This window comes from Rheinheimera sp. NSM (assembly GCF_052380015.1).
Classification (GTDB): Bacteria; Pseudomonadota; Gammaproteobacteria; order Enterobacterales; family Alteromonadaceae; genus Alishewanella.
The window spans coordinates 340,903-356,167 of the sequence record NZ_JBQTCI010000001.1 but is presented as its reverse complement, the minus strand read 5'-3'; the positions used below and the strand labels follow the sequence as shown (position 1 = coordinate 356,167).

General features: G+C 53.3%; 12 protein-coding genes. 7 read left to right on the top strand and 5 right to left on the bottom strand.

Annotated elements, in window-relative coordinates:
• Positions 1–24 precede the first annotated feature (24 nt).
• Positions 25–222, top strand: a complete 198-nt coding sequence (locus tag ACTZWV_RS01565) for a hypothetical protein (protein ID WP_444784852.1) — start codon at positions 25–27, stop codon at positions 220–222.
• Positions 223–302: 80 nt separating this feature from the next.
• Here the strand turns inward: ACTZWV_RS01565 and ACTZWV_RS01560 are convergent, their stop codons facing one another.
• From ACTZWV_RS01560 to ACTZWV_RS01550, 3 genes are read right to left on the bottom strand one after another with little or no spacing between them, the layout of a single operon-like run.
• Entirely contained in the window at positions 303–1,796 is a 1,494-nt protein-coding gene (locus tag ACTZWV_RS01560) for a parallel beta-helix domain-containing protein (RefSeq protein ID WP_444784851.1), read from the bottom strand.
• Positions 1,793–2,953 carry a cytochrome-c peroxidase gene (locus ACTZWV_RS01555; RefSeq protein ID WP_444784850.1) on the bottom strand — a complete coding sequence of 387 codons (1,161 nt, stop codon included), beginning with the start codon at positions 2,951–2,953 and terminating at the stop codon, positions 1,793–1,795. Before ACTZWV_RS01555 ends, ACTZWV_RS01560 begins: the two co-directional genes overlap by 4 nt.
• Positions 2,950–3,555: a c-type cytochrome gene (locus ACTZWV_RS01550; protein WP_444784849.1), complete on the bottom strand. Its 606-nt coding sequence runs from the start codon at positions 3,553–3,555 to the stop codon at positions 2,950–2,952. Before ACTZWV_RS01550 ends, ACTZWV_RS01555 begins: the two co-directional genes overlap by 4 nt.
• 224 nt (positions 3,556–3,779) lie before the next feature.
• Here ACTZWV_RS01550 and ACTZWV_RS01545 point away from each other — a divergent pair, with 224 nt between their 5' ends.
• From ACTZWV_RS01545 to ACTZWV_RS01530, 4 genes are all read left to right on the top strand, one after another.
• Positions 3,780–6,317, top strand: coding sequence for a TonB-dependent receptor (locus ACTZWV_RS01545; RefSeq protein WP_444784848.1), 2,538 nt, complete (start codon positions 3,780–3,782; stop codon positions 6,315–6,317).
• Between the two features lie 115 nt (positions 6,318–6,432).
• The gene (locus ACTZWV_RS01540; RefSeq protein ID WP_444784847.1) at positions 6,433–6,807 is read left to right on the top strand and encodes a DUF3019 domain-containing protein; all 375 of its coding nucleotides are present in this window, start codon (positions 6,433–6,435) and stop codon (positions 6,805–6,807) included.
• On the top strand, positions 6,804–7,505 hold the full coding sequence (locus ACTZWV_RS01535) for a response regulator transcription factor (RefSeq protein ID WP_444784846.1): 702 nt from the start codon (positions 6,804–6,806) through the stop codon (positions 7,503–7,505). The genes ACTZWV_RS01540 and ACTZWV_RS01535 overlap by 4 nt, the downstream gene beginning before the upstream one ends.
• Entirely contained in the window at positions 7,502–8,707 is a 1,206-nt protein-coding gene (locus ACTZWV_RS01530; RefSeq protein WP_444784845.1) for a sensor histidine kinase, read from the top strand. Before ACTZWV_RS01535 ends, ACTZWV_RS01530 begins: the two co-directional genes overlap by 4 nt.
• Before the next feature lie 59 nt (positions 8,708–8,766).
• On the opposite strand, the gene ACTZWV_RS01525 is transcribed toward ACTZWV_RS01530, so the two are convergent.
• Positions 8,767–10,233 (bottom strand): MFS transporter, encoded by a 1,467-nt coding sequence (locus tag ACTZWV_RS01525; RefSeq protein ID WP_444784844.1) that lies wholly within the window; start codon positions 10,231–10,233, stop codon positions 8,767–8,769.
• A gap of 202 nt (positions 10,234–10,435) precedes the next feature.
• Between ACTZWV_RS01525 and ACTZWV_RS01520 the strand changes: the two genes are divergently transcribed.
• Positions 10,436–12,157 carry an alpha-amylase family glycosyl hydrolase gene (locus tag ACTZWV_RS01520; RefSeq protein WP_444784843.1) on the top strand — a complete coding sequence of 574 codons (1,722 nt, stop codon included), beginning with the start codon at positions 10,436–10,438 and terminating at the stop codon, positions 12,155–12,157.
• A gap of 136 nt (positions 12,158–12,293) precedes the next feature.
• Positions 12,294–14,042 carry a C4-dicarboxylic acid transporter DauA gene (dauA, locus tag ACTZWV_RS01515; protein ID WP_444784842.1) on the top strand — a complete coding sequence of 583 codons (1,749 nt, stop codon included), beginning with the start codon at positions 12,294–12,296 and terminating at the stop codon, positions 14,040–14,042.
• Here dauA and ACTZWV_RS01510 read toward each other — a convergent pair.
• The gene (locus ACTZWV_RS01510; RefSeq protein WP_444784841.1) at positions 14,006–15,265 is read right to left on the bottom strand and encodes a PepSY-associated TM helix domain-containing protein; all 1,260 of its coding nucleotides are present in this window, start codon (positions 15,263–15,265) and stop codon (positions 14,006–14,008) included. The genes dauA and ACTZWV_RS01510 overlap by 37 nt on opposite strands.

Sequence of the window (15,265 nt, the reverse complement as noted above, 5' to 3'; positions counted from 1 at the left end):
GCATTTGCATTTACCGGAGCTACGATGAAATCCACTTTAATTCTCTGCCTGCTATTGTGTGTTAGCGGCTGCAGCAATAAAGCTGCATATCAAAATCTGCAACTGAACAAGCAGCAACAATGCATGCGCGGACCTGCTGCTGAGTATGACAAGTGCATGCAGGGCATGGACCAGAGCTATGAAGAGTATGAACGGCAGCGCCGGGAAGCCATCGAACAGTAACAAGCTGGCTGCCACTCCGGCCTCTTGCTAAAGGGCTGCAGCTGTTAGCCGCAGCTGCTGCCCTGCATGTTCTGCCCCGCTTAGTTACTAACGGTCAGCATATATTCGGCCACGGCTAAGCGGGTCTCAGCGTCCAGATAATCCTGTTTCGGCATAGGCGGATAGTCGTCACGCTTTTTCACCGGGTTAAGAATGTAGTCGGCCAGCGCTTGCGGCTCATCCATATACAAGCTTTGGAGCACCTGCACCGGCGGGCCCACTAAACGGCCGGTATAGGCATGGCAGCCGGTACATACACCCAGATAGACATATTTACCCTTTTCATCCGCTGCCACAGTGCGCGGTGCAGCGGGCTCTTCCAGCAGATAGTTAACCACGCTGTCGGTATTGGTAAAGCTGCAGGCCGGCCATTTACTTACGCCGACAGTGATATATTGCTGCGGGTTATTAATACAGCTGTTATTGCTGTTACCCACGCGGATAATATCCGGCTGTCCCTGCTTAAACTCAGTGGCCATCAGTACTTTGGCTTCGGCGATGGTGTCGTAGCCATTGTTGTACATCAGGTTATTTAAAATCATTACCTTGTCCGGCGTCGGATCAGACTCCGGGTCCAGCGTGGTATTCGGCGCATTCTGGTGGTCAGTAATAATGATACCGGCGGTTTTATTGCCGATAATAAGGTTGTCTTCAATGATCACCTCATCGGCCGCCATTATCAGTATGCCGGTACCGGCCGGAATGCCCGCTACCATTGAACCGGGCGCACCAAAATTGGCGGTATTGTTATTGCTGATCCAGTTATTGCGGATAATTACATCGACGGTGTCTTTAATCGGCAGGCCAGGTGTAACAAAGGCCAGAATGCCGCCGGTGTTATTGTGCACAAAGTTGTTCTCGACCACCGCATGGCGACTGTTTTCAATTTCAATGCCGGCGACACTGTCGAATACTTCGTTATTGGCGACATGAATATGGTCGCTCATGCCGACATAAATCGCTGCATCTTCAATGCCGGAAATAATGTTGTGCTCGACCAGACCATTTTCACCCAGCTGTGGAAAAATGCCGTACACACCGGTATCTTCAATAATATTGTTACGAATCTCAAAGTTATTGCCGGCCTGGCCCATAATGCCGTTGCCTTTGTATTTGGTGATCAGGAAGTTCTCGATCAGGATATTATTGCCGGAATATAAAATAGCGTCGTTTAACCGCTCTTCGCCAAATAAACGCGGCCTTTTACCGTCTATGATCACGCCGCTTAACCGAATATTGTCTTTATCGATATACACGGTTTCAATGTAATCGCCGGGAAACACCTGGATCACGTCGCCGGGCTTAGCGGCTTTTACCGCATCCATAATCAGCTGGCCGGGCTTCACCTGATGTACCTGGCCTACTTCACCGTGGTCAATCACCGATTTTTTTGCATTGCCTGAAGCTGCTACACCGCCGCTAAAGCTAACATCTGCGGTCAGACTTGGCGCCTGCATGGCCGTGTTACTAAAATACCGGCCGGAAAAAAAGGCGACCGGCAGTAGCAACACCAGCGCTATGGTAGTTTTTTTCATTCTGTCGCTCCTGAAGTGTGCGTGTTGGTTGTTATTTCTTTCGGTAATGCCAAGCCAGACGGTAAACGCTGTGGCGTTTGCGGCAGCAGGCTTTGATCGGTCAGACTGCCGAGAAAGGCGGTTATTTGCTGCACTTCTTCCGCCGTCAGTTTTGGCTCCCAGATATGCCAGTGCAGCAGTAAATCTTCACCCGCTGGCACCGCATGGCCGCGGCCCTTGCTGTAAAATTCAGTTGCCTGTTCCAGGCTGGCAAAACGGCCGGAATGCATATAGGGCGCAGTCAGCGCGATATTGCGCAGCGTTGGTACCTTAAAACCACCGCGTAATTTTTCCCACCCCGGTTTGGCACCGGCACCGGCGTCAAACGGCATGCCGTCCGGCTCGGGTGTGCCAATCACCGCAATCTGCTGATTGGTAAACAACGGCGGGGTATGGCACTCAGCACAGCGGGCAACAAAAGAGCGGAACACATTCATGCCTTTAATTTCCTGCTCGTTCAGTGCCTGATGGTAGCCATGGGCATAGTGGTCATAACGGCTGTTTAGTGACACCAGCGAGCTTTGAAACGCCGCCAACGCCGTTGCTACCTGCGGCAGCGCTATGCGTTCAGTGTTAAAAGCCTGACGAAACAGCGCCGGATAATGGGCATTGGCCTGCAAATCGGCCAGCAATTGCGCCGGCGTGTTGGCCATTTCATGTTCAGCCTGCATCGGGATCAGCGCCTGCTCTTCCAATGAGCCGGCACTGGCATCCCAAAACAACCGGCGTAAAAAGCCGACATTCCATAAACCGGGTGCACTGCGCGTACCCAAAGCCCCGTTGACACCGGCGCTGAGCGCCTTGCCATCGGCAAAACCACGCGCCGGCTGATGGCAGCTGGCACAGGCCTGCTGATGATTACCCGACAGCAATGGATCAAAAAATAAATAGCGGCCTAAATCGATTTGCTGCGGGCTAAAACCATCGCGCCGGGGCGGCAAAGCCGTTTGGGTGCCGCCAACACCTTTGTTTTGCAGTGAGTCGTATAAATCGTACCGGGTAACCAGTTTGCACTGGTTATCGGCTGTCAACTCAAAGCTGGGCGGACAGCTCTGGCTCAGGTTAAAGCCGTCTGTAGCGCTCAGGCTGGCAGCCAGTAATAAACCATGCAGCATCATGGCATGCCTGCCCCGATATAAGCAGCCACCGCCTGCATATCCTGTTCGCTCAGGCTGCGGCTGATCAGCGCCATTTGCCGCCCCGGTTTATCGGTCTTGTCTTTGCCACGCAAGCCGGTTTTAAAATGTTGCAGCTGCAGTGCTATGTAATCCGCGTTTAGCATGCTGAGCGCCGGGGCATTAAACGCCATATTGCCTTGCGCTTTGGCGCCGTGGCAGGCGCCGCAGCTGCCTATGTACATGCGCCGGCCCTGATCCAGCAGTGCAGCATCGGCAGCAACAGCCGGGGTGTCGGCCTGCTGCTGGCTGAAATAGCGCGCCAGAGCCTGAATATCAGCCGCGCTTAGCATCGCGGCCATCGCCGCCATTTGCTGACCCCTGACGTCTGTTGCATTGGCACCACGCTGGCCGCTTTGAAATTGCTGTAACTGCTTTTGCAGATAAAACGCCTGTTGTCCTGCCAGCAGCGGTGCGCCGGTGGCCACACTGACTGTACTCTGATGGCAGCCCAGGCAAGTGTCTGTCAGGGCCGGCAGATTGGCGGCATAAGCTTTGCCTGCCAAGATCAACGCGGCAGCCAGTTGGATAAATGTCATTTTCATCGCCCCACACACTCCGGGTTGTGATCGCTTTCTTGTCGGTAGAGTGCGTTTTAGCGGCGCCAGGTTCAAACGCAAAAGTGTACAAAAATGTGCAGATCGGTTTATTTCGCCTGCAGTGGGTTTACTATCAGCTCTACTGCATTCGCTGTAAAAACAAGCAAGCGCACTTACCACGCCAGGCAGCATGTTGCAGATAATTAGAACAAAAAAGTCAGGGGAAAAGCATGGCAACTCAACAGCAAGCTAAAAGTGGTTTTCGCAGGCAGCCGTTAGCCTGGTGTATCAGCCTGGCCATCGCCAGCCAGCTGGGTACAGCGTTGGCGCAGGACAATAACACGGCAGAAAAAACCGAATCGGCAATTGAAACCATTACCGTCACCGCGCAAAAACGCGTGCAGAATGTAATGGATGTACCGCTGGCGATTGACAGCGTTAGTGCTGAGAATCTTACTGACACCAGCTCAGTGCTACTGGGTGATATTGCCGATTACACCCCGGGGTTTAAATTCAGCAAAGAAGCGGTGGCACAGGCCTCGGCGGAAATACGTGGCATTTCCAGCAGTAATATCAGTACCGGCGGCGACCCGTCAGTGGCGATATTCTTTGATGATTTTTACCTGCCGCGGGCGGCGCAAAGTGTGCTGTTTTCCGATATGCAACGCATTGAAATTCTTAAAGGCCCGCAGGGCACCCTGTTTGGTAAAAACGCCGCCGCCGGGGTGGTAAACATGATCCCCAATGCGCCACGGTTGGACGATGAAGCCTTTGTCAAAGCCACGCTGGGCGATTACGGCCTGCAACGTTTCGAACTGATGGGCAATAAAGCGCTAAGCGATAACTTTGCGCTGCGCCTAAACCTGATGAGCAACCAGCGCGATGCTTATGTTGATAACCTGAACCCGGATTACCGCGGCAATGAACTGGGCAGCGTTAATCACCGCTCTGCCCGTCTGGTGGCGCTGTGGCAGTTAAGTGATGCCACCAAAGTGCAACTTAGCTACGACCGGGATGATGTCGACCAGGGTTATGCCCCTGGCGTTGGCGTCAGCCCTTATGCTTACAGCCTGAACCCAAGCGATCGTAAAATTGAAAACGATGTGATAGACGGCCATGAAACCCGCGATATGACGGCGCTGTCCGTTAAGCTATGGCACGATTTTAATGATGAGTGGTCTGCCAAATTTATCAGCAGTAAGCGCCAGTGGCAGGTATCCGGCCGTGATGACGCCGATGGCACCGCCGATAAAACCCGTTATCTGGACACCATTAACTTTGAAGACTCAGATATTTTTTACAACGAGCTACAGCTGAATTACAGCGACGGCAAGCTGAGCTTCGTCGGCGGTATGACCTACAGCAAAGAAAATGTCTATCAGAAAACCAGCCTGAATATTCTGGCCGATACCATTGCCCGCCTGACCACCGACAGCCTGAACCAACAACTGATCGGCGCGCTACAGCAAAACGGCCTGCCGGACGAAATGATTGCCCAAATGGGCTTACCGGCCGACCATATCTGGAACCCACAGAACTGGGCCAGCATGTTAAGTGTGATGGCGATGGTCGACCCATCGGTAGCCGGTTTACTGCAAATGCTTGGCGCTGAGCCTTTCAGCCCGCAGCTGGTAGCCGCCATAGGCGCCACCGGTGATCTGACCTACGACGCTATTGCCGGCGGCTTAGGCGTGGCAGAAATATTCGGCCCGTCTAACAGCGGTAAAATGTGGAGCGAAGATATTATCAACACCGGCGATTTTACTTCTTATGGCCTGTACTCGGATCTCGACTACCAGCTCAATGACCACTGGGGTTTTACCGCCGGTTTGCGTTACAGCCGTGACGAAAAGGACTTTAGCTGGGAAATTAAAGAACGCTCGTTCGGCCAGCCATTACCCGGCATCACCAATTTTCTTTTCCCGCTGATGCCGCAACTTAATGCCAGCAAAGACTGGAGTAAACTAACCGGCCGTGCGGTGGCACGCTACAATATCGACAGCAATAATATGCTGTATCTGTCTTATGCTACCGGTTATAAATCAGGCGGTTATGACTCTTTAGATCCAATGTCGTCGCAAAACCCCTTTGCACCGGAAGAAGTGGCCAATATTGAGCTGGGCTACAAAGCTGATCTGTGGCAAAGCCTGCGCGTTCAACTGGTGGCTTACCAGATGGACTTAACCAACCGCCAGCGCTCGGTTAACAGTAAGGCACCGGACGCCGGTGTAGCCATTCCAATCGTAATTAACGGCGACCAGGAAATCCGCGGCGGTGAGCTGGTACTGGACTGGCAAGCCAGCAACACACTAAAGCTGGGCCTGGTAACTGAATACCGTAAAACCGAGTCGAAATGGCAGCAGTTTTACAATGCCGATGGTGAACTGGTAACCGATGTGGAAAAAAGCTCGGCTGCCGACTCTTATACCCTGACAGCTGACTGGGCGCCGGATTACCGCCTGGCCGGCGGTGCCGTTAAACTGCATGTCGATTATGTATTTGAAGAGAATACCAAAGCTGATGATCCGGATATCCTGGATATTGCTTATCAGATCCCGGGCTATTTTGCTGATACAAAACACCTGAATGCGCGCCTGAGCTGGGCCAGCCAGGATGATCAGTGGCAGCTGGCGGTCTGGGGTAAAAACCTGACTGACAATACTACTGTAGGCGGTATCGGCGGCTTTGCGGCTGCAGCGCTGGGCACGCCGCTGACCAGCCTGAATGCACCGCGTACTGTCGGCGTGGATGTCAGATACCAGTTCTGATGCCAGCGACGGGCTAACACTGTGGCCTGTGCGCTGTGCCTTTACTAATTGCATGGCGCACGGCACACTCAGCTATTGCGTTACACTTAGCTATCCTGTTTAGCAGCGAAAGGCGATGATGAAAGTTATTGCGGCCACAGCTCTGTTACTACTTTTGCCGGTTGGCGCGGATGAGTTCGCCGTGTCGCCGCGCTTGTGCGTGCAGCACGCCGGTCAGGATTGTGTGTTACATCTGACCATTAGCTGGCAACAGCCACAACCGGTTTGCCTGTATCAGCAAACCGCCCCCGCTACGCCGCTGTTGTGCCAGCAAAGTGCACAGCAAGTTAAGCTGGCCTTGCCGCTACAACAGGACACAATGCTGCTGTTAAAAGATCAGGCCAGCGGTAAGCTGCTGGCACAGCGGCAACTGCGCTTATTACGGGTCGATCTGCAATCAGGTGAGCATTTGCTGAATAAAAGCCGTAACGGCTGGTGGTTACTGCAATGACAGCGCACATTCTGCTGATAGAAGACGATTTGGAACTGGCCAGGCTGGTAGAAGATTTTCTGCAGCATGAAGGCTTTCAGATCAGCCAGTGTGGCAATGCGCTGACGGCGAAGAAACTCCTGTTAGCACAGGCATTCGATTTAATTGTTTGTGATGTAATGCTACCCGGCAGCAATGGCTTTGATTTAGTGCGGCAAATTCGCCAGCAGTTTAAAGGCCCGATTTTATTTATGACGGCGCAAACCTCGGTTGCAGCCCAGTTAGAAGGCCTGCAGCTGGGCGCCCAGGATTACCTGTTAAAGCCGCTCGATCCGCGTATTTTACTGGCAAAAATTCGTATTTTCCTTAGTGAGGCACACAGTGCAGTAAGCAGCGGCGATATGTTGCAGCAGGGCAACCTGCTGATCGATCAAAAAGCTGCCAGCGTCAGCGTGGCCGGCCAAGAGATCAACCTGACCGGGTCCGAGCTGCAGTTGCTGATTTGCTTGATCAGCAATTACCCGGTGGTAGTAAGCCGCGAGCGGCTGTTTCGCGAGCAGCTGGGCCGCGAATACGACGGCGCCGACCGCACCTTCGATGGCCGCGCGTCCAGGTTGCGCCGCAAGCTACAGGCGGTAGATCCGCACTGGAATATCCGTAATATCTGGGGCAAAGGTTACTGCATTTCTTACCACAGCACAGAAGCAGAGCCGGCATGAGTTCGGCCTTGTTGCGGTTTTACTTTGCTATAGTACTGCTGGTGCTACTGCTGTTTTTCAGCTTAAGCCAGGTGTATCACCTGATCTATCAGCGCAATGATATAGTAGTAGCGGCGCAAAGCATTCTGCAGCAGGCCTATGTATATGATCAGCAGGCTGACTTGCAGTTAAGCTGTCGTATCAGCGCCAGCGAAGACTGCCCGAACGCGCTATTTGTTACTTACCCGCAGCAAATGTGGCAACCGATCCCCGGCTTTGATTATCAGTTGGAGATAATGCGCGACAGCGCCGGCAACGCCTCGCTTTGCGCTACTATGACCAACAACGATCTGTTGTGTCTGACTAAGTTAACCCTGCCGGCGCGGTTAGATTTCAGTGTCGATTTAGTGCATGTGTTTATGCTGCTGTTGCTACTGTTTTTATTCTGGTTAAGCCGTAATTTGTTTCGCGATGTCGAAACCCTGCGCCAGAGCGCGTTAAAAGAAGTAGCTTTGGGCCGCTTGCCGGCGTTTCAGCTTAGCAAGCAGTCGTATTTGCAGCCATTGGCGCAGTCGCTGAGCCGGATGAACCAAACCATTACTGATTTAAATACGCTGCAGCGTGAAATGGCCGACACCGTCTGTCACGATATTAAAACCCCGCTGGCGCGGCTGCGGTTTATTATGCTTCGGCTGGAAGACCAGTTGGCTGAAGCCGACAGCAAACAAATCCGCCGCAATCTGCAGGAAATTGAAGACAACGTCTACGATTATCTGCGTCTGGCACAGAAGGGCTTTCGCTCAGAGCTGGAATTAACCCAGCTGCAGCTGTCAGAACTGCTTAGCGAACTGATTGATAAATTTGCCGCCAACAGTGAACACCAGCTCAGCCTGCGGCCGACACCGGCGCTGACTATTCAGGCTGACAAAAAACTATTGCAACGTGCCTTATCTAATTTATTCAGTAATGCCCTGCGTTACTGCCACGGCCATGTCTGGGTTGAACTGAGCACTGACGGCAGCAATTGCCTGATTGATGTTATCGACGACGGTGCCGGTTGGCACAACAATGAAAATGTCAGCGATGGCGTCTCACACCACGGCATTGGCCTCGCCATCGTCGCCCGCGTCGCCATGCAACACGGCGGCAGCTTCAACCGCTTTAACCGCCCGCAAGGCGGCGCAGTTGCCAGATTAAGCCTGCCTTTAGGCTGCGCGGGATAACGCAGTTTCAAGGGGGCAGATCGCTTGAAGTTTTCAACTGCTCTGCCCCCTTGAAAGGTTTAGGCTGCGGTTGGCGTTTCCTGCTCTTTTACCAGCCATACCGACAAGGCGCCCAGTACCATGGCAGCACCGGCTAACATCACGATATACACCGCCTGGTTTTGAAACACCGAGCCTAAGATCCAGCCGGCAATTAAACCAGACACAATCTGCGGCGCGGCAATGGTAAAGTTAAAAATGCCCATATACACACCGGTTTTTTCCGGCGGCAAAGCACCGGCCAATATCGCATACGGCATGGCCAGAATAGCAGCCCAGGCAATACCAACGCCGATCATCGGCAGCATCAGCCCCAGTGCGCCTTTGGGAATTTCTACCTGAGTAATCAACAGGTTTACGTGCGTCATGCTTGGATCGGTAAACAGCACAAAGCTTAAATAGCCCAAACCACCTGCCAGCAAGGAGAACGAGTAAACAAACTTGCGGCCAAACAGGTTAGCCAGTTTGGCCATAACTAACGAGAACAGTACGGCAAACAGCGAGTAACCGGCGTATAAAATACCCACCCAGTCACCGGCCGCACCTTTGGCGGCAGCAATATGTGCCGGTACGCCGCCCATTTGGGCAATATAGCTGCCGTCGTACCACTCTACGCCGACACCCCAGGTGTTCTGCGCAATGGCCGCGGGAAAATAGGTCCACATAATAAACAGCGCAAACCAGGAGAAAAACTGCACCAGCGCCAGCTGCTTCATAATGCGTGGCATGCTTAGCATGGTTTGCCAGAAGTCGCTGAGTTTCTCGCCCAGCGAGCGCGACTTACGCACCTGTTCAGCCAGAGTTTGCGCCTCTGCATCCAGGCCTTTGTAAGCGTAATACTGCTCTGGTGCGTATTCTTTAGTGCGAAACACTGTCCACAGCACAGAGCCCAGCAGCACAGTAGCACCGATATAAAATGCCCAGATCACAGACGGCGCCACTTCACCGGCTTTAGAGGCGTTTTCCAGCCCAACCACGTTGGTGAGCACAAACGGCAAAATGGAGCCAAATACCGCACCGATATTAATTAGCAAGGTTTGTACTGAGTAACCAATATTGCGCTGCTCCGGTGGTACCATATCGGAGACCAGAGAGCGGAACGGCTGAAAGGTAACGTTAAAAGCGGCGTCTTTAATGGCGAAAATAACAAGGCCAAACAACATTGGCGGAATAAAGGCCACCACCATAGAGGCATTAGGCAACAGCATCATTGCCGCCGCAGCCACTACTGCACCACCGAGCATGTACGGCAACCGCCGGCCGAGCTTATTCCAGGTACGGTCAGACGCTGCACCCACAATAGGCTGTACCAGCAGGCCCATAATCGGCGCCGCCAGCCAGAATAACGACAGCGACGATAAATCGGCGCCTAAGTCTGACAGTATGCGGCTGACGTTGCCGTTTTGCAGTGCAAAGCCAATCTGGACACCTAAAAAGCCGAAGCTCAGGTTCCAAATCTGCCAAAAGGATAACTTAGGTTGTTTCATATCCGCTCCCCGGATGGTTCTATTATTCTGTGTAAGCGCACAGATCGGTCTAAGCTACACGATAGCGGCCATTTTGCGCAAAATTGTGCATACGTATTCATCTTGTTGTCGCACTGTTTTGGCGTTATTACCAAGGCTTAATCAGCATAGCAGTGCATCCGCGCGTTAATATGGTGCACGCAATAATTAGCACGGGGACAACATGAAAACCTTTAGCCTAAGCGCCATAGCGCTGTCATTGTTACTGACTGCTTGCCAACCACAAACCAGCCCGCCGCAAACCAGCGCATCTGCACCCGGGGTCAGCCCAGCCGCTACGCAGGTAACCGGTGAAGCCGCCAGCCCCTGGTGGCAGGACGCGGTGTTTTATCAAATCTGGCCGCGCAGTTTTTATGATAGTAACGGCGATGGCCATGGTGATTTTAACGGTATGACCGCCAAATTACCGTATCTGGCCGAACTAGGCGTTAATGCCTTATGGTTAACACCGATGTTTGAAGCACCGTCCTACCATGGCTATGACTTTACTGAGTTTTATCAGGTAGAAAGTGACTACGGCACTATGGCCGAATTTGCAGCCTTTATCGACGCGGCAGATGCCAAAGGCATGAAGGTGATTCTGGATTTGGTGATTAATCATATCTCCAGTGAACATGACTGGTTTAAACGCTCGGCCGCAGGCGAAGCACCGTACAAAGATTATTTTATCTGGCGCGATGATATGCCAAAAACCGGCAGTGGCTGGGGCCATGCCTGGAGCGATAACGATAAACCCGACGCGGTCTGGCATTACAATAAAACCCGTAACGCTTACTACTATGCCGCTTTTGGTGCCAGCCAGCCGGATCTGAACCTGCGCCACCCTGATGTAGTGGCAGAAATGAACAAGATGGCCAAGTTCTGGCTGGATAAAGGCGTAGCCGGTTTTCGTTTAGACGCGGTGCGCTTTGCCATGGAAGGTGGCCCGGATGCCCAGGCCGATACTGCAGAAACCATTGCCTACTGGCAGGACTTTAACCAGTACGTAAAAAGCGTTAACCCGCAAGCCTATTTAGTCGGTGAAGCCTGGGTAGATATTCCCATCGCCGCGCGCTATTACGGCGATGGCACCGGGCTGGACCAGGGCTTTGATTTTGAAGTGGGCTATAAAATTCTTGGCCTGTTAAAACCCGATGCCAGCGGTGAAGCGCAGTTTGGTACTATGCAATCCAACGCTAAACAAGCCGCTGATGCAACAGTGCTGCAGCAGAATGTGCAGCAGCGCAACGATTCTGTCGCCCCGCTAAGCTTCTTCGCGCCGTTTTTAACCAACCATGACCAGGAGCGGATTGCTTATCAGCTTGAGCAGCACGATGCCAAAGCCAAGCTGGCGGCAGCCATGTTATTCAGCTCACCCGGCACGCCGTATATTTACTACGGTGAAGAAATTGGCTTAACCCAGGATCGCAGCGGCCACGATGTGTTTAAACGTGCGCCCATGTTGTGGGATAACAGCAAGCAGGCTGGTTTCACTGCTGCAGATAACAGCTGGGTAGAACAGCTGGAATTGTTTGGTGATAACTTCCCGAACTGGTATCCGGATTTTCTTACCGCCCAGCTAAGCGCAACAGATCGCAGCGTAGCGGCACAGCAGGCGCAGCCGGACTCGATCTGGCAACTGTATAAGCTGCTAATTGCACAGAAAAAGCAGCGGCCGGAATTGGGTACCGATGGCAGCTATGATGTTAAACAGCTGGATAACGGTGTGGTACAGATAAGCCGCGAGCTTAACGGCAGTAAAAGCCTGTTTGTGCTGAATTTAACCGACAGCGCCGCCGATATCAGCGCCATTAACCGCGACGGCTTAAACGCCGGCTGGGCTTTTGATCTGGACGGTAATATGCTGGCTGCATACGGCTTATTGCTACTGCACAGCGCGCCCTGAGATTTAAAAGTTCTCCCTGAAACCGCCGGCTGGTTTAGCGGCGGTTTTTTCTATATATCTCAGACTAATAGCGCATACCGGCACGGCCCCCCATTTGCTAAACTAACACCAACTGTTCTGCTGTAGCGGAGTTGTGGTGTCTGACCGTTCTCACCTGTTTTCCCTACGCCTTGGCCATGCCCTGCGTGATGTGCTGGCCGAAGGCTATGATCTGAATAAACTCAGCAAAGACCTGCTGGCTGGCATTACCGTCGGCATTATTGCCATACCGCTGGCAATGGCGTTGGCGATTGCCTCCGGCGTAGCCCCGCAATACGGCTTATACACTGCTATTATCGCCGGCTTTGTTATCGCACTCACCGGTGGCGCGCGCTACAGCATCAGCGGCCCCACTGCCGCCTTTGTGGTGATATTGTATCCGGTAGCGCTTAAATACGGCTTAAGCGGTTTGCTGATGGCAACGGTATTATCCGGTTTTATGCTACTGCTGATGGCCATGTTTCGCTTGGGCCGCTTAATTGAATATATCCCCGAATCCGTTACCCTCGGTTTTACCGCCGGCATAGCCGTGGTGATTGCTACCTTGCAAATTAAAGACTTCTTTGGCTTAGCCATAGCGGATATGCCGGAGCATTATGTCGGAAAAATTACTGTGTTGGCGCAACATTTACCGCAGTTATCCTTACCCGCCCTGCTGGTTGCAGCCGTTACGCTGGCAGTGATGCTGTTATGGCCGAAACTTAAAACGGTGATCCCGGCGCATTTACCGGCGCTGTTTATCGGCACCCTGCTGGCGTTGTTGTTGCTTAATTTCGGCGCTGAGCTGGACACCATAGGCTCGCGTTTTAGTTACACTATGCCCGATGGCAGCAGTGGCAGCGGCATTCCACCCTACTTACCTTATTTCGACTGGCCCTGGTTACGGCCGGGCCCGGATGGCGCGGTATTGGGCTTTAGCTGGCAGCTGGTAAAAGACTTACTCGCCGCCGCCTTTGCCATGGCAATGCTGGGGGCGATTGAATCGCTATTGTGTGCAGTGGTGTTGGATGGCATGTCCGGCCGGCGCCACAGCGCCAATAGCGAATTACTTGCTCAGGGCTTAGGTAATATTATTACGCCGTTTTTCGGCGGCATCACTGCCACAGCGGCGCTGGCGCGCTCATCGGCAAATTTTAAAGCCGGCGCGCAATCGCCCATTGCGGCTATGGTACACGCCCTGGTGCTGCTGCTGGGTTTAGTGCTATTAGCTCCGGTATTATCCTATGTGCCGATGGCGGCACTGGCTGCCTTGCTGCTAATGGTAGCGTGGAATATGAGCGAAGCGCCCAAAGCAGTACATTTACTGAAAACGGCCCCGCGCAGCGATATCTGGGTGTTTATCACCTGCTTTAGCCTGACAGTGCTGTTTGATATGGTGATCGCCATTACCACCGGCATTCTGCTGGCGGCGCTGTTGTTCGTTAAAGAAATTGCTGAGATGAGCAAGGTGACGGATATCAGCAACAACCGTAAACAGGTAGAACAGCCGATACCTGCCGGCTGGCAGGTGCTGAAAATTAGCGGGCCGTTGTTTTTTGCCGCTGCCGAGCGTATTTTTGCCGATATCGCCCGCTTAACCGACCATAGCCGCGGCATAGTGCTGTATATGGACGGCGTGCCGCTGCTGGATGCCGGCGGCCTGGCGGCGCTGAATAAACTGATTAGCAAATGCACAAAAAATAGCACAGAGTTGCTGATCGCCGATCTACAATTCCAACCGCTGAAAACCTTAGCCCGCGCCGGAGTTAAGCCACTGCCCGGCGTACTGAGCTTTTACCCGACATTGCGCGAAGCAATGGAAACACTGTATCAGCAAGCTGCAGACACAGACGAGCAAGACGGCTGAGCTGCCGGCTGTAATACGCTGCCCAGCAGTGGTGATAACGGCAGGCGGTTAAGCTCACGCTGGGAAAAGCTTACCGCTGTCCAGACTATGCCACTTAATGCCAATGCCAGTGCCAGCCAGCCAAATACCCCCAGCCAGCGCGCCAGCTGCGGCTGTTTATGTTTGGTCCGCAGCCAGTGCATACGCATACCACCGGCCACCAAAATACACAGCCCGCTACCAAACAGCGCATAAACCAGCTTAACAGTCAGGCCGCTAAAGTTACCAAAGTGCAGTGGATCGGCCATATCACTTAGCCGCGCCAACAGACCCAACTCAGCTGCATATTGCCGGCCCAATAGTTGCCCGTTGCTGTCGAGATAAATCCGGTTAGCACGATCGCGTACCAGCACAGTATCATCCTGACCGCTCAGCACTATCGGCGCTTTAACATGGCTGTTATATAACACGGCGCGGATATCCAGCTCCGGCCGCTGTGCCTGCGCTATGGCAGTAATGCTGGCCAGCGATAAAGGCCCGTTAGCCGCCGTTGCCGGCGGCGCGGCGCTAAGCGCCGCTGTGGGTGGCGGCGGATAATACGCCAACTCAGAGCGTAACAACCAATGCTCGGCAAAGTACCACAACCCGGTAACGGTCATCAGCAGCACAAACCACCAACTCCACAGGCCAATCAGCTTGTGCCACGACGCCCAGCTGTTGCGCACCGCCCAGCGCCATGTACCGGGGCTGCGAAACCATTGCCGCCACCAGTTACGGTAGACAAAAAAGCTGGAAATGAGTGAGATTAACAGCAAAAAGCTCAGCGAAGTAACAACCACTTTGCCGCTGCTGCCCATGGATAAATACATATGCAAGTTACGCAAAAAACGCGATAGCCGGCCCCAGTCGCCACTGCCGGTTAAGGCACCGCTGGCCGGATCAAAATAGGCAAAGCGAAAACCCGCAGGCGTAGCCAGCGCCGCTTCGCCGGCCAGATAGCGCTGTTGATGCACCTGTGCACTGATCAGCTGGCTGTCCGGGTAGGCCGCCGCCAGGTTTTGCTCTAACTGTGCCCAGTTTACTGCCGCACTGCGTGGTGTCAGGGCGCGGTATTTGCTGTCACTCAGATATTGAATTTCATAGCTGAGCGTCGCCAGTACGCCGCTGATGCACACCAACAGCAGCAAAGCACCGAGCACAAAACCTGCCCAGGAATGCAGGGCAAACCACTGCCGGTTAGTCAT

Bases quoted from the DNA above. Each gene is read 5' to 3' on its own strand.
- ACTZWV_RS01565 (WP_444784852.1), top strand. From the start codon at position 25: ATGAAATCCACTTTAATTCTCTGCCTGCTATTGTGTGTTAGCGGCTGC.
- ACTZWV_RS01560 (WP_444784851.1), bottom strand. From the start codon at position 1,796: ATGAAAAAAACTACCATAGCGCTGGTGTTGCTACTGCCGGTCGCCTTT.
- ACTZWV_RS01555 (WP_444784850.1), bottom strand. From the start codon at position 2,953: ATGATGCTGCATGGTTTATTACTGGCTGCCAGCCTGAGCGCTACAGAC.
- ACTZWV_RS01550 (WP_444784849.1), bottom strand. From the start codon at position 3,555: ATGAAAATGACATTTATCCAACTGGCTGCCGCGTTGATCTTGGCAGGC.
- ACTZWV_RS01545 (WP_444784848.1), top strand. From the start codon at position 3,780: ATGGCAACTCAACAGCAAGCTAAAAGTGGTTTTCGCAGGCAGCCGTTA.
- ACTZWV_RS01540 (WP_444784847.1), top strand. From the start codon at position 6,433: ATGATGAAAGTTATTGCGGCCACAGCTCTGTTACTACTTTTGCCGGTT.
- ACTZWV_RS01535 (WP_444784846.1), top strand. From the start codon at position 6,804: ATGACAGCGCACATTCTGCTGATAGAAGACGATTTGGAACTGGCCAGG.
- ACTZWV_RS01530 (WP_444784845.1), top strand. From the start codon at position 7,502: ATGAGTTCGGCCTTGTTGCGGTTTTACTTTGCTATAGTACTGCTGGTG.
- ACTZWV_RS01525 (WP_444784844.1), bottom strand. From the start codon at position 10,233: ATGAAACAACCTAAGTTATCCTTTTGGCAGATTTGGAACCTGAGCTTC.
- ACTZWV_RS01520 (WP_444784843.1), top strand. From the start codon at position 10,436: ATGAAAACCTTTAGCCTAAGCGCCATAGCGCTGTCATTGTTACTGACT.
- ACTZWV_RS01510 (WP_444784841.1), bottom strand. From the start codon at position 15,265: ATGACTAACCGGCAGTGGTTTGCCCTGCATTCCTGGGCAGGTTTTGTG.